Source organism: Microbacterium ulmi (assembly GCF_011759705.1).
GTDB classification, from domain to species: Bacteria; Actinomycetota; Actinomycetes; order Actinomycetales; family Microbacteriaceae; genus Microbacterium; species Microbacterium ulmi.
Genome location: NZ_JAAOZF010000002.1, coordinates 145970 through 170855 on the forward strand (window position 1 = coordinate 145970; position 24886 = coordinate 170855).

23 protein-coding genes are annotated in these 24886 nt (G+C 70.4%); 13 read left to right on the plus strand and 10 right to left on the minus strand.

All coding sequences use genetic code 11. From position 1 onward, the window contains the following. Positions 1 to 4: 4 nt before the first annotated feature. From FHS08_RS13290 to FHS08_RS13305, 4 genes are all read left to right on the plus strand, one after another. Positions 5 to 1219 carry a phosphoglycerate kinase gene (locus FHS08_RS13290; protein ID WP_167040180.1) on the plus strand — a complete coding sequence of 405 codons (1215 nt, stop codon included), beginning with the start codon at positions 5 to 7 and terminating at the stop codon, positions 1217 to 1219. Then, positions 1210 to 1998: a triose-phosphate isomerase gene (gene tpiA, locus FHS08_RS13295; RefSeq protein ID WP_167040182.1), complete on the plus strand. Its 789-nt coding sequence runs from the start codon at positions 1210 to 1212 to the stop codon at positions 1996 to 1998. The genes FHS08_RS13290 and tpiA overlap by 10 nt, the downstream gene beginning before the upstream one ends. Before the next feature lie 105 nt (positions 1999 to 2103). Next, positions 2104 to 2352, plus strand: coding sequence for a preprotein translocase subunit SecG (gene secG / locus FHS08_RS13300; protein ID WP_167040184.1), 249 nt, complete (start codon positions 2104 to 2106; stop codon positions 2350 to 2352). Then, positions 2352 to 2708, plus strand: coding sequence for an RNA polymerase-binding protein RbpA (locus FHS08_RS13305; protein WP_167040186.1), 357 nt, complete (start codon positions 2352 to 2354; stop codon positions 2706 to 2708). The genes secG and FHS08_RS13305 overlap by 1 nt, the downstream gene beginning before the upstream one ends. A gap of 52 nt (positions 2709 to 2760) precedes the next feature. Here the strand turns inward: FHS08_RS13305 and pgl are convergent, their stop codons facing one another. The 6 genes from pgl to tkt are packed head-to-tail and all read right to left on the minus strand — an operon-like array spanning position 2761 to position 10904. Next, positions 2761 to 3540 carry a 6-phosphogluconolactonase gene (gene pgl, locus FHS08_RS13310; protein WP_167040188.1) on the minus strand — a complete coding sequence of 260 codons (780 nt, stop codon included), beginning with the start codon at positions 3538 to 3540 and terminating at the stop codon, positions 2761 to 2763. Continuing rightward, positions 3533 to 4486 (minus strand): glucose-6-phosphate dehydrogenase assembly protein OpcA, encoded by a 954-nt coding sequence (locus FHS08_RS13315; protein ID WP_167040190.1) that lies wholly within the window; start codon positions 4484 to 4486, stop codon positions 3533 to 3535. The genes pgl and FHS08_RS13315 overlap by 8 nt, the downstream gene beginning before the upstream one ends. Continuing rightward, on the minus strand, positions 4483 to 6033 hold the full coding sequence (gene zwf, locus FHS08_RS13320; protein ID WP_167040192.1) for a glucose-6-phosphate dehydrogenase: 1551 nt from the start codon (positions 6031 to 6033) through the stop codon (positions 4483 to 4485). The genes FHS08_RS13315 and zwf overlap by 4 nt, the downstream gene beginning before the upstream one ends. A gap of 13 nt (positions 6034 to 6046) precedes the next feature. Beyond that, positions 6047 to 7666 (minus strand): glucose-6-phosphate isomerase, encoded by a 1620-nt coding sequence (locus FHS08_RS13325; protein ID WP_167040194.1) that lies wholly within the window; start codon positions 7664 to 7666, stop codon positions 6047 to 6049. Further along, entirely contained in the window at positions 7663 to 8781 is a 1119-nt protein-coding gene (gene tal, locus FHS08_RS13330; RefSeq protein WP_167040196.1) for a transaldolase, read from the minus strand. The genes FHS08_RS13325 and tal overlap by 4 nt, the downstream gene beginning before the upstream one ends. Before the next feature lie 17 nt (positions 8782 to 8798). Beyond that, positions 8799 to 10904 (minus strand): transketolase, encoded by a 2106-nt coding sequence (tkt, locus tag FHS08_RS13335; RefSeq protein ID WP_167040198.1) that lies wholly within the window; start codon positions 10902 to 10904, stop codon positions 8799 to 8801. A 284-nt stretch (positions 10905 to 11188) separates the two neighbouring features. Here tkt and FHS08_RS13340 point away from each other — a divergent pair, with 284 nt between their 5' ends. After that, positions 11189 to 12112: a heme o synthase gene (locus FHS08_RS13340; RefSeq protein WP_167040200.1), complete on the plus strand. Its 924-nt coding sequence runs from the start codon at positions 11189 to 11191 to the stop codon at positions 12110 to 12112. Between the two features lie 61 nt (positions 12113 to 12173). On the opposite strand, the gene FHS08_RS13345 is transcribed toward FHS08_RS13340, so the two are convergent. The 3 genes from FHS08_RS13345 to FHS08_RS13355 form a co-directional block, all read right to left on the minus strand. Then, positions 12174 to 13745: a Na+/H+ antiporter gene (locus FHS08_RS13345; RefSeq protein WP_167040202.1), complete on the minus strand. Its 1572-nt coding sequence runs from the start codon at positions 13743 to 13745 to the stop codon at positions 12174 to 12176. Positions 13746 to 13876: 131 nt separating this feature from the next. Beyond that, positions 13877 to 14305: a dinucleotide-utilizing enzyme gene (locus FHS08_RS13350; RefSeq protein ID WP_208382559.1), complete on the minus strand. Its 429-nt coding sequence runs from the start codon at positions 14303 to 14305 to the stop codon at positions 13877 to 13879. 175 nt (positions 14306 to 14480) lie between these two features. Further along, positions 14481 to 14726, minus strand: a complete 246-nt coding sequence (locus tag FHS08_RS13355; RefSeq protein WP_167040204.1) for a hypothetical protein — start codon at positions 14724 to 14726, stop codon at positions 14481 to 14483. 144 nt (positions 14727 to 14870) lie between these two features. On the opposite strand from FHS08_RS13355, the gene FHS08_RS13360 reads away from it, so the two are divergent. Next, complete coding sequence (locus tag FHS08_RS13360) at positions 14871 to 17744, plus strand: helix-turn-helix transcriptional regulator (protein WP_167040206.1); 2874 nt, start codon at positions 14871 to 14873, stop codon at positions 17742 to 17744. A gap of 4 nt (positions 17745 to 17748) precedes the next feature. Here FHS08_RS13360 and FHS08_RS13365 read toward each other — a convergent pair whose 3' ends face one another. Further along, positions 17749 to 18753 (minus strand): COX15/CtaA family protein, encoded by a 1005-nt coding sequence (locus FHS08_RS13365; RefSeq protein ID WP_167040208.1) that lies wholly within the window; start codon positions 18751 to 18753, stop codon positions 17749 to 17751. 255 nt (positions 18754 to 19008) lie between these two features. Between FHS08_RS13365 and sufB the strand changes: the two genes are divergently transcribed. From sufB to FHS08_RS13400, 7 genes are all read left to right on the plus strand, one after another. Beyond that, a complete protein-coding gene (gene sufB / locus FHS08_RS13370) occupies positions 19009 to 20427 on the plus strand; it encodes a Fe-S cluster assembly protein SufB (protein ID WP_167040210.1) in 1419 nt (472 codons plus the stop codon). 2 nt (positions 20428 to 20429) lie between these two features. Beyond that, positions 20430 to 21620 (plus strand): Fe-S cluster assembly protein SufD, encoded by a 1191-nt coding sequence (gene sufD / locus FHS08_RS13375; RefSeq protein ID WP_167040211.1) that lies wholly within the window; start codon positions 20430 to 20432, stop codon positions 21618 to 21620. Further along, on the plus strand, positions 21617 to 21946 hold the full coding sequence (locus FHS08_RS13380) for a non-heme iron oxygenase ferredoxin subunit (protein WP_167040212.1): 330 nt from the start codon (positions 21617 to 21619) through the stop codon (positions 21944 to 21946). The genes sufD and FHS08_RS13380 overlap by 4 nt, the downstream gene beginning before the upstream one ends. Before the next feature lie 15 nt (positions 21947 to 21961). Continuing rightward, entirely contained in the window at positions 21962 to 22744 is a 783-nt protein-coding gene (gene sufC, locus FHS08_RS13385) for a Fe-S cluster assembly ATPase SufC (protein ID WP_167040213.1), read from the plus strand. A 9-nt stretch (positions 22745 to 22753) separates the two neighbouring features. Further along, positions 22754 to 23083, plus strand: coding sequence for a metal-sulfur cluster assembly factor (locus FHS08_RS13390; RefSeq protein WP_167040214.1), 330 nt, complete (start codon positions 22754 to 22756; stop codon positions 23081 to 23083). Between the two features lie 85 nt (positions 23084 to 23168). Further along, positions 23169 to 23984 (plus strand): MmyB family transcriptional regulator, encoded by an 816-nt coding sequence (locus FHS08_RS13395; RefSeq protein WP_167040215.1) that lies wholly within the window; start codon positions 23169 to 23171, stop codon positions 23982 to 23984. Between the two features lie 87 nt (positions 23985 to 24071). After that, the gene (locus FHS08_RS13400; protein ID WP_167040216.1) at positions 24072 to 24866 is read left to right on the plus strand and encodes an oxidoreductase; all 795 of its coding nucleotides are present in this window, start codon (positions 24072 to 24074) and stop codon (positions 24864 to 24866) included. Positions 24867 to 24886 lie beyond the last annotated feature (20 nt).

Genomic DNA, 24886 nt, shown 5'->3' on the forward strand with positions numbered 1-24886 from the left:
GACTATGACTCTGCGCACCCTCGATTCGCTGGGTTCGCTCGCAGGCAAGCGCGTCATCGTCCGTTGTGACTTCAACGTTCCTCTCAAGGACGGCGTCATCACGGACGATGGCCGCGTGCGCGCGGCACTGCCCACGCTGAACCATCTCATCAACCAGGGCGCGCGTGTCATCGCGTGCTCGCACCTGGGGCGGCCCGACGGCGCACCCGATGCCAAGTACAGCCTCGCGCCGGTGGCGCAGCGGCTGTCCGAGCTCCTCGGCAAGCCGGTCGCGTTCGCGCTCGACACGGTGGGCGAGTCCGCACAGGATGCCGCAGCCGCTCTCCAGGACGGTGAGGTCGCCGTCATCGAGAACCTGCGGTTCAACCCGGGGGAGACCGCGAAGGACGACGCGGAGCGCCGCGCGTTCGCGGAGCAGCTGGCACGCCTCGGCGACGTGCTCGTCTCGGACGGGTTCGGCGTCGTGCACCGCAAGCAGGCGTCGGTCTACGACCTCGCCGAGATCCTCCCCTCGGCCGCGGGGTATCTCATCGAGAAGGAGGTCGACGTCCTCGACCGGCTCACCGAGAACCCCGAGCGTCCGTATGCGGTCGTGCTCGGCGGGTCGAAGGTGAGCGACAAGCTGGGCGTCATCGAGCACCTCCTGCCTCGCGTCGACAAGCTCCTCGTGGGCGGCGGCATGATGTTCACGTTCCTTGCGGCCGAGGGCGCGAGGGTCGGCAAGAGCCTTCTCGAAGAGGACCAGCTCGACACCGTCCGCGGCTACATCGCGACGGCCGAGGAGCGCGGCGTGGAGCTCGTGCTCCCCGTCGACGCGATCGTGGCGGCGTCGTTCAGCGCGGATGCCGAGCACGTCGTGGCCGACGCATCCGCTCTGGAGGACACTCCGTTCGGCGCTTCGGGCCTCGGCCTCGACATCGGGCCGAAGACGGCTGCCGAGTTCGCGGCCGTCATCCGTGCGTCCAAGACGGTGTTCTGGAACGGTCCCATGGGCGTGTTCGAGATGGCGCCGTTCGCCGAGGGCACGCGTGCCGTAGCGAAGGCGCTGACGGATGTCGAGGGCCTGAGCGTCGTGGGCGGCGGCGACTCGGCCGCTGCGGTGCGTCAGCTCGGCTTCGCCGAGAACGACTTCGGCCACATCTCGACGGGCGGCGGCGCGAGCCTCGAGTTCCTCGAGGGCAAGAAGCTTCCCGGACTGGAGGTCCTCGGATGGTCGTGAACAGAACGCCGCTCATCGCCGGCAACTGGAAGATGAACCTCGACCACCTGCAGGCGGTCGCGTTCGTCCAGAAGCTGCACTGGTCGCTCAAGGACGCCAAGCACGACGACGGCTCGGTCGAGGTCGCGGTCTTCCCGCCCTTCACCGACCTGCGGACCGTGCAGACGCTCATCGACGCCGACAAGATCCCGTTCGCGCTCGGCGCGCAGGACCTGTCGGCGCACGACTCCGGCGCCTACACGGGAGAGATCTCGGGCTCCTTCCTCTCGAAGCTCGACTGCACCTTCGTCATCATCGGGCACTCCGAGCGCCGTCAGTATCACGCCGAGACCGACGAGATCGTCGCGGCGAAGGTGCAGGCGGCCATCCGCCACGGCATCTCTCCCGTCATCTGCGTGGGCGAGACCTCGGACGACCTCGAGAAGTTCGGGGCGTCCGCCGTGCCGGTGGGCCAGCTGCAGATCGCGCTCGAGGGCGTTCCGGCGGATGCCGAGATCGTCGTCGCGTACGAGCCCGTGTGGGCGATCGGCTCAGGACAGGCGGCGACGCCCGAGCAGGCGCAGGACGTCTGCGCCAAGCTGCGGGAGGTCATCGCCGACAAGCTCGGCCCGGAGGCGGCCGAGCGCACGCGCGTGCTGTACGGCGGCTCCGTCAAGTCCTCGAACATCGCGAGCTTCATGCGCGAGCCCGACGTCGACGGCGCCCTCGTCGGGGGTGCGAGCCTCGTGGTGGACGAGTTCGCGGCGATCATCCGCTACCAGAAGCACGTCGGCGTCTAGCCGACCGCGCCGCCGCGGTGGGGCCGGTCCCTCACCGCGGCGGCGCTCCACGTATACTTGACCCTTGTGCGATCCGTCGGGTCGCCGCGAAAGGCTTCAACGACTGTGCAGATCCTCGAGTTCGTCCTGCAGGTGATCCTCGGCATCACGAGCCTCCTGCTGACCCTCCTCATCCTGCTCCACAAGGGGCGTGGCGGCGGCCTGTCCGACATGTTCGGCGGAGGCATGACCTCGGCCCTCGGCTCGTCCGGCCTGGCGGAGCGCAACCTCAACCGGTTCACGGTGGTCCTCGCGCTCGTCTGGTTCGTCGCGATCGTCTCGCTCGGCCTCATCACGAAGTTCCAGGGACTCTGATGGCCACCGGCGGCAACGCGATCCGCGGCACCCGCGTGGGTGCCGGCCCCATGGGCGAGCAGGACCACGGCTTCCACGCCGAGCGCGTCGCGATCTCCTACTGGGACGCGCTGGGCAACGAGACGGTGCGGTACTTCGCCGCCGGGATCCCCGAAGAGGAGATCCCCGACACGATCGACTCGCCCCACTCGGGCCTGCCGGCCGGCCGCGACAAGGAGAACCCTCCGGCCGTCGCCAAGACCGAGCCGTACAAGACGCACCTCGCCTACGTGAAGGAGCGTCGCACGGAGGAGGAGGCGGACGCACTCCTCGACGACGCGCTCCAGCAGCTGCGGGATCGCCGCGGCGGAGAATGAGCGAACGGGATGCCGCGGCATCCCGTTTCTCGTCTCCTGAGGGTCGTGTGAGTCAGTACTCGCCGTCGATGAGGTGTGGCGGCACCTGGTGCGCGGCAGCCTGGTCGACGAAGAACGCGGTGCGCCTGCGCCCCTTCGCGCCCGCGGCGGGAACGCTCTGATAGCTGGCGCCGGCGAGAGCCAGGCCGAGCGCGGCGGCCTTGTCGGGCCCGGCGAGGACCATCCACACGCGCTTGGACGCGTTGATGACGGGTCTCGTCAGGGTGATCCGCTCGGGCGGCGGTTTAGGGGAGTTGCGCACGGGGAGGACCGCACGATCGACGACCTGGATCTCCGGACGATCGGGGAACAGGGACGCGATGTGCGCGTCTGGTCCGACGCCGAGGAAGCAGATGTCGAACGACGGCCAGGGCTCCTCGTCGGAGCCGAAGCGGGCGAGCTCCGCCGCGTATGCGTCTGCCGCGGCATCCAGCGTCACACCGTCGTCGCTCGCCGCGATCGTGTGGATGTTCTCGGCGGGGACGTCGATCGCCGAGAACAGCGCCGTCTGCGCGAGGGCGTCGTTGCGATCCGTGTGGCCGCGCGGGACGAATCGCTCGTCGCTCCACCAGAAGTGCACGCGCGACCAGTCGACGCGGGCGCGCTTGGGGTGACGGCCGGCCGCCTCGAGGACGGCGGCGCCCATCGTCCCTCCCGTGAGCGAGATGTGGACCGTCTGGCCCTCTGACGTGCTCTTCGCCGCGCGCGCGAGGAACCGCACCGCGACTCCCTCTGCGAGCGACGCTGCGTCCGATGCGATGATGACGCGCTTCTCGGTGAAGAACTCAGCCATTCGTCTCCTGCGTCGTCGCAGCAGCTCCCAAGAGCTCCCAGCCTTCCGTGATCACTCGACCATACAGGAGGTCGGGATCCAAACGACGGAGCTCCTCGGCAAGACACTCTCGAAGCGAGCGACGGGGAAGGACGAGGTCGTGGCGGGGCTGGCCGGGCTGCGTGAGACACGCGATGGCGGGGCTGGACCGGTCGAGCAGGATGTCGCCGCTCTCGCGGACGAGACGCACAGACTTGATGCCGTCCGACCACTCGTCGGGTGACATGTAGTGCCAGTCGACCGGAACGTCGAGCATGAGCCTGAGCCATGCCGCCAGCAGCGCCGTCGACGGCGAGCTGCTCGCCCCGCGCACCTCCACCGCCGTGACCGGCTCGAACGGCGGCTGGTCGAGCACGGCCGCGAGCTGCTCGCGCCAGTGCGTCAGCCGCGTCCAGGCCAGATCCGTGTCGCCCGGGGCGTGGTTCTCGCCGAGGACCGCGAGACGGTGCTTGTCATAGGGCCGGGTCGAGGCATCCGTGATGCGGCGCGTCGCGATGCGTCCGAGCGGCGAGTCCGACGGGACGGCGGGCGGATTGTCGGGCCACCACGCGACGACGGGCGCGTCGGGCAGCAGGAGTCCCGTCACGAGGCTCTCGGTGTTGCTCGCGGCTGCGCCGGCGGCGCGCAGGACGACGACCTCGCTCGCACCGGCGTCGCCGCCCACCCGGATCTCGGCGTCGAGGCGGGGCTCGGCATCCTCGTCGCCCAGCATGAGCACGACGACGCGCATGGGATGCTCGCGCGAGGCGTCGTTCGCCGCCTCGATGACCTCTTCCTCGGCGCCGTGCCGCACCGCGATGATGAGGGTGAGCACGCGGCCGAGGGCGACGGCACCGCCCTCTTCACGCACGCTCACGAGGGCGCGGGAGATCTTGCTGACGGTCGTGTCGGGCAGATCGATGATCACGGACGCCTCCAGGTGCGGCCATCGCGGGCCAGAAGCTCATCGGCGGACGGAGGACCCCACGAGCCGGGGGAGTACTGCTCGAGCGGGCCGCCCTGCTCGCGCCAGAACTGCTCGACCGGGTCGAGGATCTTCCAGGACAGCTCGACCTCCTCATGGCGGGGGAACAGCGGCGGGTCGCCGAGGAGGACGTCGAGGATGAGACGCTCGTACGCCTCCGGGCTCGCCTCGGTGAACGCGTGGCCGTAGCCGAAGTCCATCGTGACGTCGCGCACCTCCGTGCCCGCGCCGGGGACCTTCGAGCCGAACCGGATCGTGACGCCTTCGTCGGGCTGGACGCGGATGACCAGCGCGTTCTGCCCCTGCTCGCTCGCCTGGCTGCGTGAGAAGAGCAGCTGCGGAGCGCGCTTGAACACGACGGCGATCTCGGTCACACGGCGGCCCAGCCGTTTGCCCGTGCGCAGGTAGAAGGGCACGTCGGCCCAGCGGCGGGTGTTGACCTCGAGCTTGACGGCCGCGTACGTCTCGGTCGCCGAGTCAGCTGCCATGCCGTCCTCTTCGAGGAAGCCGAGGACCTTCTCGCCGCCCTGCCAGCCGCCGGCGTACTGGCCACGGGCGGTCGCATGGGACAGGTCCTTCGGCAGCGTGACCGCGGCGAGCACCTTCTCCTTCTCGGCGCGGAGATCCTTCGCGTCGAACGAGATGGGCTCCTCCATGGCCGTCAGGGCCATGAGCTGCAGGAGGTGGTTCTGGATGACGTCGCGCGCCGCGCCGATGCCGTCGTAGTACCCCGCTCGGCCGCCGACGCCGATGTCCTCGGCCATCGTGATCTGCACGTGGTCGACGTAGTTGCGGTTCCACAGCGGCTCGTACAGCTCGTTCGCGAAGCGCAGGGCCAGGATGTTCTGGACGGTCTCCTTGCCGAGGTAGTGGTCGATGCGGAAGATCGAGTCCGCCGGGAAGGCGGTGCGCAGCGCATCGTTGAGCGAGCGCGCCGAGGCCAGGTCGTGGCCGAACGGCTTCTCGATCACGACACGGCGCCAGCGGTCCTCGCCGTCGGCCGTGTCGTCGACGAGTCCGGACGCCTTGAGCTGCTCCGCGACGAGGGGGAAGTCCTTCGGCGGGATCGACAGGTAGTAGGCGTGGTTGCCCATCGTGCCGCGCTCCACGTCGAGCTTCTCGACTGTCTCGCGCAGGCGCCGGAACGCGCCAGGGTCGTTGAACTCGCCCGACACGAAGCGGATGCCCTGCAGCAGCTGCTGCCAGGTCTCGTCGCGGAACTCCGTGCGCGCGTACTGCCGCACGGCGTCGTGGACGACGTTGGCGAAGTCCTGGTCGGCCCAGTCCCGGCGGGCGAAGCCGACGAGCGCGAAGCCCGGGGGGAGCAGCCCGCGGTTGGCGAGGTCGTACACGGCGGGCATGAGCTTCTTGCGGGACAGGTCGCCTGTCACGCCGAAGATCACGAGGGCGCTCGGGCCGGCGATGCGGCTCAGGCGGCGGTCATCCGGATCGCGCAGGGGGTTGTGCCCGCGCGAGATCTCCACGGTCATGGAAGACGTGCTCCTACTGGGCGGCTTCGAAGAGCGTGAGCACTTCGGGCTGGGGGTCGGTGAGGGTCAGGGTGACGACGGGGCGGCCGTGCTCGGCGAGCACGCTCGCGTCGCCTGCGGCCTGCGCCTCGATGAGCTGGCCGAACGTGAACGGTCGTCCGGGGATCTCCAGGTCGACGTCGGTGCGCTCCAGGATCTGGAGGAACACTCCCGTGCGGGGGCCGCCCTTGTGGTATTGGCCCGTCGAGTGCAGGAACCGCGGTCCCCAGCCGAAGGTGGTCGGCCGGCCCGAGTCCGCGGCGACGAGCTCGCGAAGGCCCGCGAGCGGGGAGAGGCGGACGCGGTCGACATAGGCGTGGATCGCGACATAGCCGCCCTCGGGCACCCGAGACCACAGCGCGTCGAGCACCCCCGCGACGGTTCCCGCAGCGGCGAGAGCGGGGTCGGACACGCGCACCTCGACGCCCTCGGCCGTGAAGTCGGGCGCGACGGGCAGCGGACGGGCGTCGAGCAGACCGCGCGTCGCGACCTTCGCCGACTCGACGTCGGGCTGATCGAACGGGTTGATGCCGAGCATCCGGCCGGCGATCGCCGTCGCGTACTCCCACACGACGAACTGCGCGCCCAGCGAGCCGCTCATGAGGATCTCGCCGACGTGCCGCTCGAAGAGGTGGAACTCGCCGGCGTCGTCGACGAAGCGGACGAGCTGCAGGTCGTCGGGCGGGTTCTCGACCTCGGGGGAGACCGGGAGCAGGACGACGGGCAGGATGCCGGTGCCCTCCTTGCCCGTCGACTCGGCGACGAGCTGCTCGATCCAGTCGGGAAGCCCGACGATGTGCGTGCCGTCCGTGATCAGGCCGAGCTTGTCCTTGCGGGGGCTGCCTCCCGCGATCGCGGCGGCGAGGATCAGCGCAGGGTTCTCCCGACCGTCGATCGCGAGCTCGAGGAGGGACGCCTCGGCTTCGTCGAGCAGCTCCGAGATGTCGGCGCCGGCAAGGCCTGCCGGGACCAGGCCGAACGCCGTGAGGGCCGAGTAGCGGCCGCCGACGGTCGGGTCGGCGTTGAAGACGCGGTAGCCGTCTGCGCGGGCGGCGACATCGAGCGGCGAGCCCGGATCGGTCACGACGACGATGCGCTCGGCGGGGTCGATCCCCAGATCGCGGAACGCCGCCTCGAACGCGCGCTTGGCCGAGTCGGTCTCGACGGTCGAACCGGACTTCGACGAGACGACCAGGACGGTCTGCGAGAGATCGCCAGACTCGGCGTCGCCGTCGAGCGCCGCCAGCACCTGGCCTGGGGCCGTCGCGTCGAGGATCGTGAGCGGGACGCCCGCCGTCTGCGCGATCACCTCGGGCGCGAGCGACGAGCCGCCCATGCCCGCGAGGACGACGCGCGTGATGCCCTGGGCGACCAGGTCGGCGCGAAGGGCTGCGATCTCGGCGACGAGCGGGCGCGAGACCGTGACGGCCTGCACCCAGCCGAGGCGCGCGGATGCCTCCTCCTCCGCGGCCAGGCCCCACAGCGTGGGGTCGCCCGCCGTGACGCCGGAGGCCACCAGGTCGTCGACGAGACCTTTGACGGTCTCGTCGACGACCGTGGCGACGTGTCCCGACAGGTGGAGGGTGACGCTCACCGGGCTGCGATCTCCGGTGCGCCGGCGAGGGCGCCGGCGACCGTCTGCTGCAGCTCGTGCCACGAGGCGATGAACTTGTCGACGCCCTCGTCCTCGAGCACCTGGGTGACGTCGGCGAAGTCGACGCCGACCGCGGCGAGCCGGTCGAACACGCCGTGCGCGTCGGCGTAGTTGCCCGTGACGGTGTCGCCTGTCACGACGCCGTGGTCGAACGTCGCCTCGAGCGTCTTCTCGGGCATCGTGTTGACGGTTCCGCGAGCGACGAGCTCGGTGACGTAGAGCGTGTCGGGGAGCGACGGGTCCTTCACGCCGGTCGAGGCCCACAGCGGGCGCTGGACGTTGGCACCGGCATCCGTCAGCGCCTTCGCGTCCTCGGCGGCGAACTTCTGCTCGTACAGCTCGAAGGCGAGGCGCGCGTTCGCGACGCCCGCCTTCGAGACGAGCGCGAGCGCCTCCTCGGTGCCGATCGCCTTGAGCCGCTTGTCGACCTCGGTGTCGACGCGCGACACGAAGAAGGAGGCGACGGAGTGGATCTTCGAGAGGTCGTGGCCGTTCGCCTTCGCCTTCTCCAGGCCAGCGAGATACGCGTCGATGACGTCGGCGTAGCGCTCGAGGCTGAAGATGAGCGTCACGTTGACCGAGATGCCCTCCGCGATGACCGCAGTGATGGCAGGCAGGCCCGCCTTGGTCGCGGGGATCTTGATGAGCGTGTTGGGCCGGTCGACCTTGGCCCACAGCTGCTTGGCCTGCGTGATGGTCGCGTCGGTGTCGTGGGCGAGATCGGGGGACACCTCGATCGAGACTCTTCCGTCGAGTCCGTCCGTCGCGTCGAACACGGGACGGAAGATGTCCGCCGCATCCCGCACGTCCTCGGTCGTGATCTCGAAGATCGCCTCGTCGGCCGACGCGCCGGCCGCTGCGAGCGCCACGACCTGATCGTCGTAGCCGTGGCCCGCGAGAGCGCCGGCGAAGATCGTCGGGTTCGTCGTGACGCCCGTGACGTTGCGCGTCGCGATGAGGCCGGCCAGGTTGCCCGACGTGATCCGCGAGCGGGAGAGGTCGTCCAGCCAGATGCTGACGCCCTGAGCCGTCAGCTGCTCGGTGGGGGTGCTCATTGCGTGCTCCTTCGGTTTCACTCCGCCGCGTTCGCGGCGGCAAGGGTCTCGCGCGCCGCCTCGACGACGGCTTCGGCGGTGATGCCGAACTTCTCGAACAGGGTCTTGTAGTCGGCGGATGCGCCGAAGTGCTCGATCGATACCGACCGGCCCTTGTCTCCCACGATGCCACGCCACGTGAGCGCAAGGCCCGCTTCGACCGAAACACGTGCCGTGACCGCCTTCGGCAGCACGCTCTCGCGGTACGCCTCGTCCTGCTCGGCGAACCACTCGAGCGACGGCGCCGACACGACGCGGGCGTTGACGCCCTCGGCCTTGAGCGTCTCGCGGGCCGCGACGGCCAGCTGCACCTCGGACCCGGTCGCGACGATGATGACGTCGGGCGTGCCGTTCGGCGCCTCCGCGAGGACGTACGCGCCCTTGACGGCGTTGCCGGCCGACGCGAACACCTCGCCGGATGCCTCGCCCTCGCCGCGGGCGAACACGGGGATGTTCTGCCGCGTCAGGGCAAGGCCCGCAGGGCCCGCATGGCGGCGCAGGAGCTCGAGCCAGACGACCGCCGTCTCGTTCGCGTCTGCGGGGCGCACGACGGCGAATCCCGGGATCGCACGCAGCGTCGCGAGCTGCTCGATCGGCTGGTGGGTGGGGCCGTCCTCGCCGAGGGCGACGGAGTCGTGCGTCCAGACGAAGATCGAGGGGATCCCCATGAGCGCCGCGAGCCGCACGGAGGGGCGCATGTAGTCGCTGAAGATCAGGAACGTGCCGCCGAACGCGCGGGTCTTGCCGTGCAGCACGATGCCGTTGACGATCGCGCCCATGGCGTGCTCGCGGATGCCGAAATGCAGCACGCGGCCATAGGGGTCGCCCGACCACTCGTGCGTCGACCACTGCGTCGGGATGAACGACTTCGCATCCTTGATCGTGGTCAGGTTCGACTCGGCGAGGTCGGCGGAGCCGCCCCACAGCTCGGGAAGCTCTGCGGCCAGCGCGTTGATGACGACGCCCGACGCGGCGCGGGTCGAGACGTCCTTGCCCGCTTCGAACACGGGAAGCGCGTCGGCGATCCCGCCGGGAAGCTCGCGCGCCTGCACCCGGTCGAACAGCGCCTTGCGCTCGGGGTTGGCCGCGGCCCACGCGTCGAAGCGCTCCTGCCATGCGGCGTGGGCGGCGGCGCCGCGGTCGCGCAGCTCGCGCGTGTGGGCGATGACCTCGTCCGAGACCTCGAACGTCTGCTCGGGGTCGAAGCCGAGGACCTCCTTCGTCGCGGCGAGCTCCGCGCCGCCGAGGGCGGAGCCGTGGATCTTGCCCGTGTTCTGCTTGCCGGGGGAGGGCCATCCGATGATCGTCTTGAGCACGATGATCGAGGGCTTGGAGGTCTCGCCCTTGGCGGCCTCGATCGCCGCGTAGAGCTCGGCGACGTCTTCGACGTACTCGCCGGTCTTCTTCCAGTCGACGGTCTGGACGTGCCAGCCGTACGACTCGTAGCGCTTGGCGACATCCTCCGTGAAGGCGACGTTCGTGTCGTCCTCGATCGAGATCTGGTTGGCGTCGTACAGGACGACGAGGTTGCCCAGGCCCTGGTGGCCCGCGAGCGACGAGGCCTCGGAGGTGATGCCCTCCTCCAGGTCGCCGTCGGACGCGATGACGTACACGAAGTGGTCGAACGGGCTCTCGCCGGCCGGCGTCTCGGGGTCGAACAGCCCGCGCTCGTAGCGAGCGGCGTATGCGAAGCCGACGGAGGACGCGAGGCCCTGGCCGAGCGGGCCCGTCGTGATCTCAACGCCGTCGGTGTGGCCGTACTCGGGGTGGCCGGGTGTGAGCGAGCCCCACGTGCGCAGCGACGTGAGGTCGTCGAGCTCGAGGCCGAACCCGCCCAGGTACAGCTGCACGTACTGCGTCAGCGACGAGTGGCCCGCAGACAGGATGAACCGGTCCCTTCCCACCCAGTGCGTGTCGGCCGGGTCGTGGTTCAGCACCCGCTGGTAGAGCAGGTACGCCGCCGGCGCCAGGCTCATCGCCGTTCCGGGGTGCCCGTTCCCCACCTTCTCGACGGCGTCCGCCGCGAGAACGCGAGCGGTGTCCACCGCGCGCCGATCAACTTCATCCCAACGCAGAACCGACACCCGGCCGCCTTTCTCAGAGAATGGGGCGCCCCGCACACGGTCGATTCACGGCCACAGCGGGCGGAGAAAAGGGATTCGGCGCGTGGGCGCGCGTGCTCTCAGCATACCGAAGGGGTATGCCGCGAAGGCTATCCGGACGTCACATGTGACGAAAATGTTGTCGTCGCCTACGAAATGCCGGAGCGCCCCGTCGTCGCGCCGCCCGCAAGCCGGGTCGCCCCAGGCGAGCAGCCTCGATGCCATAGACTTGGCGCGACTCATCACACGGGCCGATAGCAGGGGCGATGGACATCACGACGGCAGGGATCGCGGCATCCGCACCCCCTCGCTCGCTCGGTCGCACGATCCGCGGCTACGTGGCGCTCACCAAGCCGCGCGTGCTCGAGCTCCTGCTCGTCACGACCGTCCCGGTCATGATCCTCGCGCAGAACGGCTTCCCGAGCCTGCTGCTCGTGCTCGCGACCGTCGTGGGAGGCTCGCTCAGCGCGGGCTCGGCGGCGGCCTTCAACATGTACCTCGACCGCGACATCGACGCGCACATGCGCCGGACGATCAATCGGCCGATCGTGACGGGCGACGTGTCGGCACGCGGCGCACTGACCTTCGCGTGGGTCCTCGCGGTGTTCTCGACGGGCTGGCTGTGGCTCACCACGAACTGGCTCGCCGCGGTGCTGTCGGCGACGGCGATCTTCTTCTACGTCGTGGTCTACACGATGATCCTCAAGCGCCGCACGGAGCAGAACATCGTGTGGGGCGGCATCGCGGGATGCTTCCCCGTCGTGATCGGCTGGACCGCCGTGACGGGCTCGATCGCGTGGCCGCCCGTCATCCTGTTCGTGCTCGTGTTCCTGTGGACGCCTCCGCACTACTGGCCGCTGTCGATGAAGTACAGGGACCAGTACGAGGACGTGCACGTGCCGATGCTCGGCGCGACGCGCAACGGGTCGCAGGTCGGGCTCCAGGTCATCCTGTACGCATGGGCCACCGTCGTGTGCTCTCTGCTGCTGATCCCGGTCGCGGGCATGGGCCTCGTGTACTCGGTCTCCGCCCTCGTCTTCGGCGGATGGTTCGTGTACGAGTCGCACGTGCTCTACAACCGCGCCGTTCAGGGCACCGAGCCCAAGCCCATGCGGGTGTTCCATGCCTCGATCACATATCTGACGCTCCTGTTCGTCGCGATCGCCGTCGACCCGCTCTTGCCGTTCTGACCCCCCGACGCGTCGCTCGCGGGCGCTGCGGGACTCTGCCAGGACGCCGGCGCACGTCGGCTCAGTACTCGGGGTACATGGCGGCCAACGCCGTCTCCTCCGCGTCGATCGCGGCGAGCGCGGAGACGATCGCGGGCTCCTGATACCTGCCTTCGCGCCGGGCCGTCAGGACGGCGGTGCGCTGGGCCTCGAGCATGAGCCGCTGGAGCCGGAGCTTCGCCTCGAGCTGCGGGATCGACTCATCGGGGCCGTAGCGGTCGAGGGTCTCGCCGAGGAATCCGGCATCCGTCCTCAGAAGCGCGACGACGCGCGGCGGATCGTCGGGGGTCGCGGCCTCGTCGAGCCGCGCGATCGCCGCCGTGCGCGCCTCGGCGAACAGGGCGCGCCGCTCGACGAGCTCCTGCATGCGGTTGGGCGGGGGCAGGTGCAGACGGCGGATGACCCAGGGCAGCGCGGAGCCGCCGAGCAGGCTCGCGACCACCACGACGAAGGCGAGGAACTGCAGGTACTCGCGCTGCGGCGTCGACTCCGGGAGGAGGAAGACGGCGGCGAGCGTCACGACGCCCCGCGCGCCCGCCGTCGCGACCGCCACGCCGTTGCGCCAGCTCCAGCTGCGCTCGCGAAGCCGCCGCGGTCCTCGGCGGTAGAGGAGCGTCGTGGCGAGCACCCACGCGAAGCGCGACGCGATGAGCGCGGCGACGATGCCGGCGCAGATGCCGACGGTGGGCCACACCCCCGGACCGGTCTCGATCGCGCCTTCGAGGATGCCGCGGAGGTTAAGTCCGATGAACAGGAACACGGCGTTCTCGAGGAGGAAGGCGATCGTGCGCCAGTTGAGCCTCTCCGCGACGCGTGCCTCGGCGGAGGCGACCGTCGGCGCGCGGAATCCCAGGTACAGACCTGCGATGACGACCGCGAGCACGCCCGAGCCTCGCAGGAGCTCGGCGACGAGGAACGCCGCGAACGGCGTCACGAGGGTGAGGCAGGTGTCGAGCACGGGGGAGCGAAGGCGTCCGCGCACGAGCGACACGACCCAGCCGACGAGCAGGCCGACGCCGACCCCCACGACGACCGCGACGACGAAGCCGAGGGCGATCCCGACCGGGCTCACCGCCGTGACGATCGCCGCGACGGAGGCGTTCAGGGCGACGAGCGCCGTCGCATCGTTGAGGAGGCTCTCGCCCTCGAGGATCGTCACGACGCGGCGCGGCAGCCCGACCCGGCCCATCGTCGCCGTCACGGCGACGGCGTCGGTGGGAGCGACGACGGCCGCGAACGCGAATGCGGCGGCGAGCGACACCGCGGGCACGAGAAGCCAGGTCGCGAACCCCACGACGACGACCGTGAAGACGACCAGTCCCACGGAGAGGAGCAGGATGCTGTCGCGCCTGGCCCGCACATCGATCACCGACATCCCGATCGCCGCGGCGAACAGGAGCGGAGGAAGGATGCCGTGGAGGATGAGCTCGGGCTCGACGACGACGTGCGGGACGCCCGGCAGGAACGACGCGATGCCGCCGACGACGACGAGCGCGGCCGGCGCGGACCACCCGATGCGACCCACGAGACCCGTCACGGCGACCGTCACCACGACGAACAGCACGATCCAGGCGATGGCCGCGACGGTGTCCACGAGTTCAGTATGGATCCGCGCCGTGCGGCGCTGCGCGGTGCTGCGCGGTCAGGTCGCCGCAGCGACGACACCGCCCGTCCTGCGGGGGCCAGGACGGGCGGTGTCGAGTGCGCCGCGTGCGGCGCGCAGGGTCAGCGCGCGGCGGGCGCGTCCTCGACCTCGACGACGGGCTCCTCGGCCGCGGCGACCTCGTCTCCGACGGGCTCGTCTGCCGAGGCGACCTCGTCCTCGACGGGCTCGTCGGCCGCGTCATCCTCGTCGGCCCAGTCGAGGGGCTCGACGACCGCGACGGGAGCCGTCGCGACGAGCGACTTCGCGGCGCCGAGGAAGAGGGCGGCCACGAAGCCGACGAGGCCCGCACCCACGAGGACGGCGCCGAGCGTGACCCACGCCTGGCCGGCGTAGACCTCGACACCCGTGGCCGAGCCGTCGGTGAGGGTCGTGGTCATGGTGGACGTCTTCTCGACGACGAGCCAGGCGCCGACGGCGGCGCTCGCGAGCGAGCCGGCGATGAGGACCCAGAACGGGATGCTGCGGGTGAGGCGGGGCTGAGTGGACATGCGTGAAGAACTCCCTGATCGACGGGCGCGGACCGCCCGGGCACCGACCAGTCTCGCAGGGCGTTCCGGACGCCTCGTGTGCGGTTCCGATGAATCGCCTATGAGCGCCGTCTCTCCGAGCGTCGCGGCGCGCCCCGGGACGGGCGCCGCGCCGCGCCGGCTGCGAGCATGCGCCCTACTCGGCGGACGTCTGCTCGTGGATCCAGGAGGGCGCGGGAACACCCGCGCCCGTCAGGTCGTCGCAGCGCACGTACTGCGTGCCGATGCGCTCCATCGAGCAGTACGGTCCGTACTGCCGGGTCGAGCCGGTCGCGGGCTGCGGCTCGGGCCGCGCAGACGCGGCGGGCGCCGCGGACAGCGAGCCCACGAGGACGGCGGCGCCGACGATCGCGGCCAGCTTCGTGCGGGTGGATGCGTTCATGATGACCCCCAGGCGGCGCTCCGGGCGGAGCGCTGTTGCCATCACGATCCCGCGGAGCGACGGCTCGGCACATCGGAGGCGAACCCTGAGATCGGACTGTCGACACCCTTACCGCGGCTGCGCAGCGGTGCGACAATGTGCGTCATGGGCGACGGGCCGGCCCGTGTTGATGTCGCCCTGTTCGGGAGGGACCGAGAACTGGGTCTTCTCGACGCGCTCCTCGAGGCAGCGGCGCGGCGCGAAGCGCAGAGCGTGCTCGTCACGGGAGTCGTCGGCGTCGGCAAGACGGCCCTCACCCGTCATGCCGCGGATCGACGGCCGCGGACGAGCGTGCTCGCGGGCGCCTGCCTCCCGCTCGTGTCCATCGCGGTGCCGCTGCTCGCCGTGCGCAGCCTCCTCAGATCAGCCCCCGCCTCGGCGGCCGCCGCCCCGCAGAACGCCGGCACCGGCATCCCGGATCTCGCGCGCCTGGACGACTGGCTGAGCGGGCTGTGCGCCGAGCAACCCGTCGTCGTGCTCGTCGACGACCTGCAGTGGGCCGATCAGGCGACCCTCGACGTCCTCACCTTCCTGATCGCGGGACCCGCAGCCCGCCGTCTCGCGATCCTGGCCACGATCCGCTCCGACGAGGTCGGAGACGACCACGTGCTGCAGCGCTGGCTCGCCGACATCCGCCGTCTGCCGCGCGTGACGGAGATCGGGCTCGGCCCGCTCGATCACGACGCCACCGCCGCACAGATCTCGTCCCTGCTGGGCCAGGTCGTGCACACCGCTCTCGTCGACGACGTCTTCGCCCGCAGCGGCGGCAACCCCTACCTGAGTCGGCTCATCGTCCAGGGGCTGGCTCCCACGGCACGGCGCATCGATGCCGAGCTGCCACGGGACCTGCGCACGGCCGTGCTCGGCACGTGGTCGCGTCTGGCGTCCGCCGCGCGTGAGGCCACGACGGCGCTCGCCGTGGCCGGCGTGCCGCTGGCGCCCGCGGAGCTGGCCTTCGCGCTGCCGGTGGGGGAGTCGAGAGTGCGCGGCGCCCTGCAGGCCGCGGCGGGTGTGGGGCTCGTCGAGACGAGGACGGACGGGACGTACTGGTTCGTGCATCCGCTCAGCGCCGAGGTCCTCGAGGGGTCGCTGCCGGCCGAGCGACGACGCAGTCTTCACGCGGCCTTCGCGATGTTCCTGGAGACGCGGGGCGCCCGCGGCGACCTGCGCACGGCGACGGCCGTCGCAGACCACTGGAATCGAGGCGGGATTCCGATCGCGGCATACCGCTCTGCGCTGCGCGCCGCCGACATCGCGGAGAGCTCGGGTGCGTGGCTGGACGCATTGCGCATGCTCGAACGCGCCGCCTCGCTGTGGGATCGCGATCGTGGCGACGACGTGACGGCGATCCTGCGCCGCCGGATCGGTGCGGCGAGGAATGCGGGAGCCCTGCAGGCCGAGCTCGGCGCCATCGATGCGCTCCTGGGAGCCCCCGGCGAGGGGTCCTCCGGAGCGGATGCCGCCGAGGTCAGCCGGCTCCTCCTTCGCCGGATCCATCTCCGGTTCATGAACGGGAACGCGTTCTTCGATCTCGAGGAGACCCGCCGAGCGGTCGCCGCCGCGCCCCCCGGGACGACCGCTCACGCGTCAGCCCTCGCCGAGCTCGCGCATGCGGGAGCCTGGCACGGCGATCCTGCGGCGCCGGAGAACGCGCGGCGGGCGCTCGACGAGGCCCGCGCGCACGACGACGACGCGACGCTCTCCTACGCACTCACCGCGAACGCGATGCAGGCGGTCCTCGCGGAGGACGGAGCACGCGGACTCGAGCTCGCCGAGGCCGGGGCAGAGGCGGCGCTGCGAGCTCGCGACTGGCTGGCCCTCGGCCACGCGGCCCTCTGGGAGGCCAACGCCTGCGAGACGTGGGCGGCGCAGTCGTACGCCTCTCGTGTGGGAGTCCGCAGCGCACAGATGCGAGAACAGGGTGCGCCGCACGCCTACATCGCGTGGCTGGCGGGAAATCAGGCGATGAGCAGCCTGGCGGCAGGCGACTGGGAGGAGTGCGCCGTGCGGCTGCGCGAGGCGCTCGCCTCCGACCCTGGTCCGGTCGGCGACGTGCAGGCGCGACTGACCGCTGCGCGCCTGGCTGCGCTTCAGGGGCGTCAGCGTGAGGCGGAGCAGCACCTCGCCCGCGCCGAGGAGCTGTTCGAGGTCACGTCGGACTTCCTCGCGCACCCGTTCGACCCCATCCGCGCCGAGGTGCGCCTCGGCGGTCACGATCCGGGCGGCGCTCAGGATGCCGCGCAACGCGGGATCGCCGCCGAGGGCATGCCGCCCACGATGTGCGAATGGCTGCTTCCGCTCGCGGCGCGCGCGATCGCCGACCGCATCGGCGCGACGCGCGACGCCGGCGGCGACACCCGTTCGATCCAGGACGAGCTCGAGGCCTTCGTCGCGGCCCACCCGGACATCATCCGCGACTTCGGCAACTCGACGCCTCTGTGGGAGAGCCAGATCCATGCCCTCGGAGCGCTGTACGCCTCCGAGCGCGCTCGGGGACTGGCGGACGCGGATGAGAGCGAGCGCTGGATCGTCGCGGCCGACGCGCTCGTGACGGCATGCCTGCCCTGGGAGCAGGCCTACGCGCGACGTCGTGCCGCGGAGGCGCTCCTGGTGCGCGACGGCGACCGTCTCCGGGGCGCCGATCAGCTGCGCAGGGGGCTCGTCCTCGCGCAGACGCTCGCGGCCGCACCGATCGAGTCCGAGCTGCGCGCGCTCGCACGCCGCGCACGGGTCGCCCTCGCGACGCCGGCACCTGTCGACGGCGACCGGCTCTCGGCCGTCGCGATCACGCCGCGCGAGCGCGACATCCTGTCCCTCGTCGTGGCGGGCCGCACCTACGGCGAGATCGCCCGCGAGCTCGTCATCAGCGAGAAGACCGTGAGCACGCACATCTCCCACCTGCTCGGCAAGACGGGAACGGCGAACCGCATCGAGCTCGCGGGCTTCGCCGAGCGCGCGCTGAGCGCGCAGGACGGCTGAGGTCCTAGGCCTCGACGTAGCCCCGCGACACGTGCGGCTCGAGCCCTGCCTGCGCTGCCGGCGCCTTCAGGTGCATGACGACCGCCGTCATCGCCGCGACGAGGCAGACGGCGAGGACCATGTGGATGTTGACGAGCACGATCGGCAGGCCTGTCCGCGCCTGCCAGAGCCCCACCGCGATCTGGACGAGCTCGACGCCGAGCAGGAGCCCCGCCCACAGCCGCAGGCGGAGAGGGGAGGGGGTCCGGAACGCGCCGATCAGCAGCACGATCGTGAGCGCGAAGGTCACGTAGGCGGGCCACGAGTGCACGTGCTGCATGAGCTCGGGGTCCAGGCCGTTGCGGGCGGCGCCGCCATCGCCCGCATGCGGTCCGGATCCGGTCACGAGGATGCCGACGACGACCGTCAGCAGCACGAACACGCTCGTGACGTGCGTCGTGATCGCGTACCACGCCGGCACCGCTCGCACCCGGGGTCCGGGTGTCGCGTAGACACGGACGACGAAGACGGCCGCGAGCGCGACGAGCACGACGGACGCGAAGAAGTGGAGACCGACGACGAACGGGTTGAGGTTCGTGAGGACCGTGATGCCGCCGATGATCGCCTGCAACGGCACGTAGAGGCCGATGAGGAGTGCGAGCCAGAACAGGTCGCGACGCTCGCGACGCATCCGCACGACGAACAGGAACGTGATGACCGCGACGACGACCAGGACGAACGTCAGCGTGCGGTTGCCGAACTCGATGACGCCGTGGAAGCCCATCGCGGGCGTGGGGACGAGCGACTCGTCCGTGCAGCGCGGCCACGTGGGGCAGCCCAGGCCCGATCCTGTGAGGCGGACGAGGCCCCCCGTGCCGACGATCAGGATCTGGACGGCGAGCGTCGCCCACGCCGCGACGACGACGCGGCGGTCGACCCGGACGGGCAGCCACCGGACGAAGCGTCGCCAGAGGCCCGCGAGCCACCCCCGGAAGGTCGCGCTGTCGGTGCGGGTCGGCTGGGAAGACATCTGGTGTCGCCTCCTGGGAATGCTCTCCGCGTCGGGCGCGCAGGCGCTTGCGAGCCGCCCGTCGTGGGGGCGGACCCTGTAGAATCGAGGGGTTGGATGCCGGCGCGCGACGCGCGATGCATCAGTGACAGTTTAGGCGCGACGACCAGCGCCGATTGAGAGGCCCACCAAGCGGCATCCCCCTCCCGAACTCCCCGGAGGACCCGGATTGCCGGGGCGGATGACACCGTTCGGGCCCATGAGGAGAGTGTGACGATGTCGGATGTGCTGATCGACCGCCCCGAGCTCGAGAGTCTGGGGGTGTACGAGTTCGGCTGGCACGACACCGACGCTGCCGGCGCCGCCGCACAGCGCGGCCTGAGCGAGAGCGTCGTGCGCGGCATCTCCGCGCTCAAGAACGAGCCCGAATGGATGCTCAAGAACCGGCTCAAGGGCCTGCAGCTGTTCGAGCGCAAGCCGATGCCGACCTGGGGCGCCGACCTCAGCGAGATCGACTTCGACAACATCAAGTACTTCGTGCGCTCCACCGAGAAGCAGGCGACGACGTGGGAGGAGCTCCCCGAGGAGATCCGCAGCACGTACGAGCGGCTCGGCATCCCCGAGGCGGAGCGTCAGCGCCTCGTCGCAGGCGTCGCCGCGCAGTACGAGTCCGAAGTCGTGTATCACCAGATCCGCGAGGACCTCGAGGCGCAGGGCGTCATCTTCATGGACACCGACACGGCCCTGCGCGAGCACCCCGAGTTCTTCGAGGAGTACTTCGGCACCGTGATCCCCGCCGGCGACAACAAGTTCGCGGCTCTCAACACGGCGGTGTGGTCGGGCGGATCGTTCGTCTATGTGCCGAAGGGCGTGCACGTCGAGATCCCGCTGCAGGCCTACTTCCGCATCAACACCGAGAACATGGGCCAGTTCGAGCGGACGCTCATCATCGCCGACGAAGACTCGTACGTCCACTACATCGAGGGCTGCACTGCGCCGATCTACAAGAGCGACTCGCTGCACTCGGCCGTCGTCGAGATCATCGTGAAGAAGAACGCGCGGGTTCGGTACACGACGATCCAGAACTGGTCGAACAACGTCTACAACCTCGTCACGAAGCGCGCCATCGCGCACGAGGGCGCGACGATGGAGTGGATCGACGGCAACATCGGCTCGAAGGTCACGATGAAGTACCCGTCGATCTTCCTCATGGGCGAGCACGCGAAGGGCGAGACGCTCTCCGTCGCCTTCGCAGGCCCCGGCCAGCACCAGGACGCCGGCGCCAAGATGATCCACATGGCGCCGTACACCCAGTCGTCGATCGTCTCGAAGTCGATCGCCCGCGGCGGCGGCCGCGCCGGCTACCGCGGTGAGGTGCGGGTCGACGCCAACGCGCACCATTCCGCCAACACCGTCCGCTGCGACGCCCTCCTCGTCGACACGATCTCGCGCAGCGACACGTATCCTGCGATCGACATCCGCGTCGACGACGTGCAGCTCGGCCACGAGGCCACCGTCTCGAAGGTCAGCGAGGAGCAGTTGTTCTATCTGCAGTCGCGCGGGATGCCGGAGGACGAGGCGATGGCCATGATCGTCCGCGGCTTCATCGAGCCCATCGCACGCGAACTGCCCATGGAGTACGCCCTCGAGCTGAACAAGCTCATCGAGATGGGCATGGAAGGATCGGTCGGCTAAGCATGACGACCACGACACAGGCACCCCGGGTGGTGCCGGGTTCCCGAGCGCATTCCGACGGGGCCGGGGCGTTCGTCCCCGTGCAGACCCGCTCGGAGCGCCCCGCTTCGTACGACCCCGCCGACTTCGCCGCTCCGACAGGCCGCGAGGTCAACTGGCGGTACACGCCCGTCGCGCGCCTCGCGCCCCTCTTCCGGGATGCCGATGCCGACGCCGACGCGCTGACCGTCGAGGTGACGGCGCCGGCCGGCGTCGAGACGTACGAGCTCGCGCACGGACAGGCGCCCCGCGGCGAGGCGTTCACGCCCGAGGACCTTCCGTCCGCCATCGCGTGGCACCGCACCGGTTCCGCGCATCACGTGCGCATCGCGGCGGATGCCGAGCTCGACGCTCCCGTCGTGATCGACGTGCGCGGTCTCGGCGGAGTGGCGCACTCGCACCTCGTCGTCGAGGCGCTCCCGAACGCGAAGGCGACCGTCCTCCTGCGCCACAGCGGCGACGGGCAGCTGGCCCAGAACGTCGAGATCCTCGTCCGCGACGGAGCCACGCTCAAGCTCGTCACGGTGCAGCAGTGGGAGGACGACGCGCTCCACGCGGCATCCCACCAGGCTCGCGTCGAGAAGGACGCGTACCTCCGACACATCGTCGTCAGCTTCGGCGGCGGGGTCGTCAGGGTCAACCCCTCGATCGAGCTCGCGGGCGCCGGCGCACACGCCGACCTGTTCGGCCTGTCGTATGCCGACGCCGGCCAGCACCTCGAGAGCCAGGTGTACCTGCATCACAGGGGCCCGCAGACGAAGGGCGACGTGCTCTACAAGGGCGCCCTGCAGGGCGTCGGCGCGCGCAGCGTGTGGATCGGCGACGTCCTCATCGGACCCGGCGCGGTCGGCACCGACTCGTACGAGGCCAATCGCAATCTCGTCCTCACCGACGGCGCGCGCGCCGATTCGGTTCCCAACCTCGAGATCGAGACGGGCGACATCCTGGGCGCCGGCCACGCGAGCGCGACCGGCCGCTTCGACGACGAGCAGCTCTTCTACCTGCAGGCTCGCGGCATCCCCGAGCCGGAGGCCCGCCGCCTCGTCGTCATCGGGTTCCTCGCCGAGATCGTGCAGAAGATCGGCATCCCGTCACTCGAGGCCGAGCTCTCCGCGGCGATCGAGCGCGAGCTCGCGGAAGGAGCCGACCGATGACGGCGACGCGCGTCTGCGCGCTGAGCGAGCTCGAGCAGGACACCGCGAAACGGGTGGAGGTCGACGGCGTCGCCATCGCCCTCGTGCTCGACTCGGCCGGCGAGCTCCACGCCATCGGCGACACGTGCACGCACGGCGACATCTCGCTCGCCGAAGGCTTCGTCGACGGCGAGACGCTCGAGTGCTGGGCGCACGGCTCGGCGTTCTCGCTGCGCACCGGCAAGCCCCTCAACCTCCCCGCGTACGAGCCCGTCCCCGTCTACGTCGTCGAGATCGACGGCGACGACGTGCTCATCGACCCGGCTGTCAAGCTCGAAGCGAACTGAAGAAGGTACCGAACAATGTCTGTCCTCGAGATCCGCGACCTCCACGTGACGGTCGAGACCGACGAGGGGACGACGCCGATCCTCAACGGCGTCACCCTCACGATCCGCACCGGTGAGACCCATGCCATCATGGGCCCCAACGGCTCCGGCAAGTCGACGCTCGCCTATACGATCGCCGGCCACCCCAAGTACACCGTCACGAGCGGCTCGATCGCCTTCGACGGCGAGGACGTCCTCGCGATGACGGTCGACGAGCGCGCCCGCGCGGGGGTATTCCTCGCGATGCAGTACCCCGTCGAGATCCCAGGCGTGACGGTGACGAACTTCCTGCGCACCGCGAAGACCGCGATCGACGGCGAGGCCCCCTCGATCCGCACGTGGACGAAGGACGTCAAGGAGGCCATGAAGCATCTCCGCATGGACGGCAAGTTCGCCCAGCGCAACGTCAACGAGGGCTTCTCGGGCGGCGAGAAGAAGCGTCACGAGATCCTCCAGCTCGAGCTCCTGAAGCCGAAGATCGCCGTGCTCGACGAGACCGACTCGGGTCTCGACGTCGACGCGCTCAAGATCGTCTCGGAGGGCGTCAACCGCGCGAAGGCTCAGACGAACCTCGGTGTGCTGCTCATCACGCATTACACGCGCATCCTCCGCTACATCCACCCCGACTTCGTGCACGTCATGGTCAAGGGCCGGATCGTCGAGGAGGGCGGGCCGGAGCTCGCCGACCGTCTCGAGAACGAAGGCTACGACCGCTTCCTCGAAGGCGAGCTCGAGCCCGCCGTCGACACCGAGGCGTAAGCTCGCACCATGACCGCAACTCTCGCACCCGAGAAGTACGACGAGGTCACCGAAGCGCTCAAGGACGTCATGGACCCCGAGCTCGGGATCAACGTCGTCGACCTCGGCCTCATCTACGACCTCGCATGGGACGACGAGAACGACGCGCTCGTGATCCACATGACGCTCACCTCGGCGGGGTGCCCCCTGACCGATGTCCTCGAGGAGCAGACGGCGCAGGCCCTCGACGACATCGTGGAGCGGTTCCGCATCAACTGGGTGTGGATGCCGCCGTGGGGCCCCGAGCGGATCACCGACGATGGGCGCGACATGATGCGCGCGCTCGGCTTCGCGATCTGACGAGAGGCGGCGAGGTGTCGCGGTCCCGGGACGTCGAACACCTCCGCCGAACCAGGACCCGGCCCCTCCGCGGCGAGCCGATCGCGTGAACGCGAACGGCCGGCTGGGCGAGTACCTCAGGGCGCGGCGCGAGCGACTTCACCCCGAGGACGTGGGGCTCGCCGTCGGCATCGGAAGGCGACGAGTCGAAGGGCTCCGCCGTGAAGAGGTCGCGATCCTCGCGGGGATCAGCACCGAGTACTACCTGCGACTCGAGCAGGGCCGCGATGCGAACCCGTCCGGACAGGTGCTGGAGGCCCTGGCTCGGGCACTCCGACTCGACTCCGTCGCATCCGCATATCTGCGCAGCCTCGCGCGGCCGGAGACCGCGTCGACGGCGGTCGACCACGGCGATGTCGTCCACGAGAGCACTCGATGGCTCATCGAGTCCTGGCCGCTCACAGCGGCCGTCGTGCACAGCCGCTACATCGACGTGCTCGCCTCGAACGCGCTCGCGCGAGCGCTCAACCCCAACTTCCGTCCCGGCGTCAACAGCGTGCTCTCGCTCCTGAGCGATCCCTCGGAGCGGGTCTTCCACGTCGACTGGGAGCCGCTCGCGGCCCGGTCGATCGCACTGCTGCGGAACATGGCGGATACGCACACCGGCGACGCCCGCCTCGCCGCCCTGGTCGCGGAGGGCAGGGCCGCGAGCACGCTGTTCGGCGAGCTCTGGGAACGTCAGGATGTGATCCGCGTCGGCGACGGGACGCATGTGCTGCGACATCCGGATGTCGGGGAGCTCACACTCACGTACCTGCGCCTTCCTCTCGTCGGCACCGACGGGCAGTCGATCTTCCTGTACTCGGCGCAGCCGGGCTCTCCGAGCGCCGCGCGCCTCGAGCGCCTGGCGGCCGCGGACTAGGTGATCTGGGCCACAACGTAGGAGCCCTCCCAGGGTGGGAGCGGCAGGGACACGCGCGAGCGCGGATCCCGGTCTAGCGTCGCGAACGTGGACCTCCATCTGACCGGCAGAGCCGCGATCGTCACGGGCGCGAGCAAGGGCATCGGCCTCGCCGTCACGCGAGCGCTCGTCGCAGAAGGGGCCAACGTCGTCGCGGGAGCCCGATCGATCACCGATGACCTCGTCGCGCTCTCGGACACGGGGCAGGTCCTCGCGGTCGCGGTCGACCTTGCCGACGCCGACGGGCCGGCCGAGCTCGTCTCTCGCGCGTCCCACTTCGGCGGCCTCGACATCGTCGTCAACAACGTCGGCGCCGTCACGGCGCGCACGACGGGGTTCCTCGACGTCAGCGACGACGACTGGGAGCAGACCCTCAACCTCACGCTCATGGCAGCAGTCCGCACGACTCGTGCGGCCATCCCGCTGCTGATCGAGCGCGGCGGCGGCAACGTCGTCACGATCTGCTCCGTCAACGCGTACCTCCCCGACCCCGGCGTGGTCGACTACTCGGCGACGAAGGCAGCTGTCTGGAACCTCTCCAAGTCGCTGTCGAAGGAGTACGGCGCGCGGGGGCTGCGCTTCAACACCATCAGCCCCGGCCCCGTCTCGACCCCGCTGTGGCTCGGCGAGCACGGTGTGGCCGCGACGGTCGCCGCGAGCATGGGCGTGTCGTTCGACGAAGCCCGGCGGCGCATCATCGACGGCGGCGGCGGCTTCTCGACCGGCCGCTTCACCGAGCCCGAGGAGGTCGCCGACCTCGTGCTGCTGCTCGCGAGCGACCGGGCGGGAAACGTCACGGGGGCCGACTTCCTCATCGACGGCGGCCTCGCCAAGCAGCTCTGATCGTCCGGACCGGCCCCCGC

Bases quoted from the DNA above. Each gene is read 5' to 3' on its own strand.
- FHS08_RS13340 (WP_167040200.1), top strand. From the start codon at position 11,189: ATGGACATCACGACGGCAGGGATCGCGGCATCCGCACCCCCTCGCTCG.
- FHS08_RS13350 (WP_208382559.1), bottom strand. From the start codon at position 14,305: ATGTCCACTCAGCCCCGCCTCACCCGCAGCATCCCGTTCTGGGTCCTC.
- tpiA (WP_167040182.1), top strand. From the start codon at position 1,210: ATGGTCGTGAACAGAACGCCGCTCATCGCCGGCAACTGGAAGATGAAC.
- FHS08_RS13390 (WP_167040214.1), top strand. From the start codon at position 22,754: ATGACCGCAACTCTCGCACCCGAGAAGTACGACGAGGTCACCGAAGCG.
- FHS08_RS13365 (WP_167040208.1), bottom strand. From the start codon at position 18,753: ATGTCTTCCCAGCCGACCCGCACCGACAGCGCGACCTTCCGGGGGTGG.
- tal (WP_167040196.1), bottom strand. From the start codon at position 8,781: ATGAGCACCCCCACCGAGCAGCTGACGGCTCAGGGCGTCAGCATCTGG.
- sufD (WP_167040211.1), top strand. From the start codon at position 20,430: ATGACGACCACGACACAGGCACCCCGGGTGGTGCCGGGTTCCCGAGCG.
- zwf (WP_167040192.1), bottom strand. From the start codon at position 6,033: ATGACCGTGGAGATCTCGCGCGGGCACAACCCCCTGCGCGATCCGGAT.
- FHS08_RS13305 (WP_167040186.1), top strand. From the start codon at position 2,352: ATGGCCACCGGCGGCAACGCGATCCGCGGCACCCGCGTGGGTGCCGGC.
- sufC (WP_167040213.1), top strand. From the start codon at position 21,962: ATGTCTGTCCTCGAGATCCGCGACCTCCACGTGACGGTCGAGACCGAC.
- FHS08_RS13380 (WP_167040212.1), top strand. From the start codon at position 21,617: ATGACGGCGACGCGCGTCTGCGCGCTGAGCGAGCTCGAGCAGGACACC.
- pgl (WP_167040188.1), bottom strand. From the start codon at position 3,540: ATGGCTGAGTTCTTCACCGAGAAGCGCGTCATCATCGCATCGGACGCA.
- FHS08_RS13290 (WP_167040180.1), top strand. From the start codon at position 5: ATGACTCTGCGCACCCTCGATTCGCTGGGTTCGCTCGCAGGCAAGCGC.
- FHS08_RS13355 (WP_167040204.1), bottom strand. From the start codon at position 14,726: ATGAACGCATCCACCCGCACGAAGCTGGCCGCGATCGTCGGCGCCGCC.
- FHS08_RS13360 (WP_167040206.1), top strand. From the start codon at position 14,871: ATGGGCGACGGGCCGGCCCGTGTTGATGTCGCCCTGTTCGGGAGGGAC.
- sufB (WP_167040210.1), top strand. From the start codon at position 19,009: ATGTCGGATGTGCTGATCGACCGCCCCGAGCTCGAGAGTCTGGGGGTG.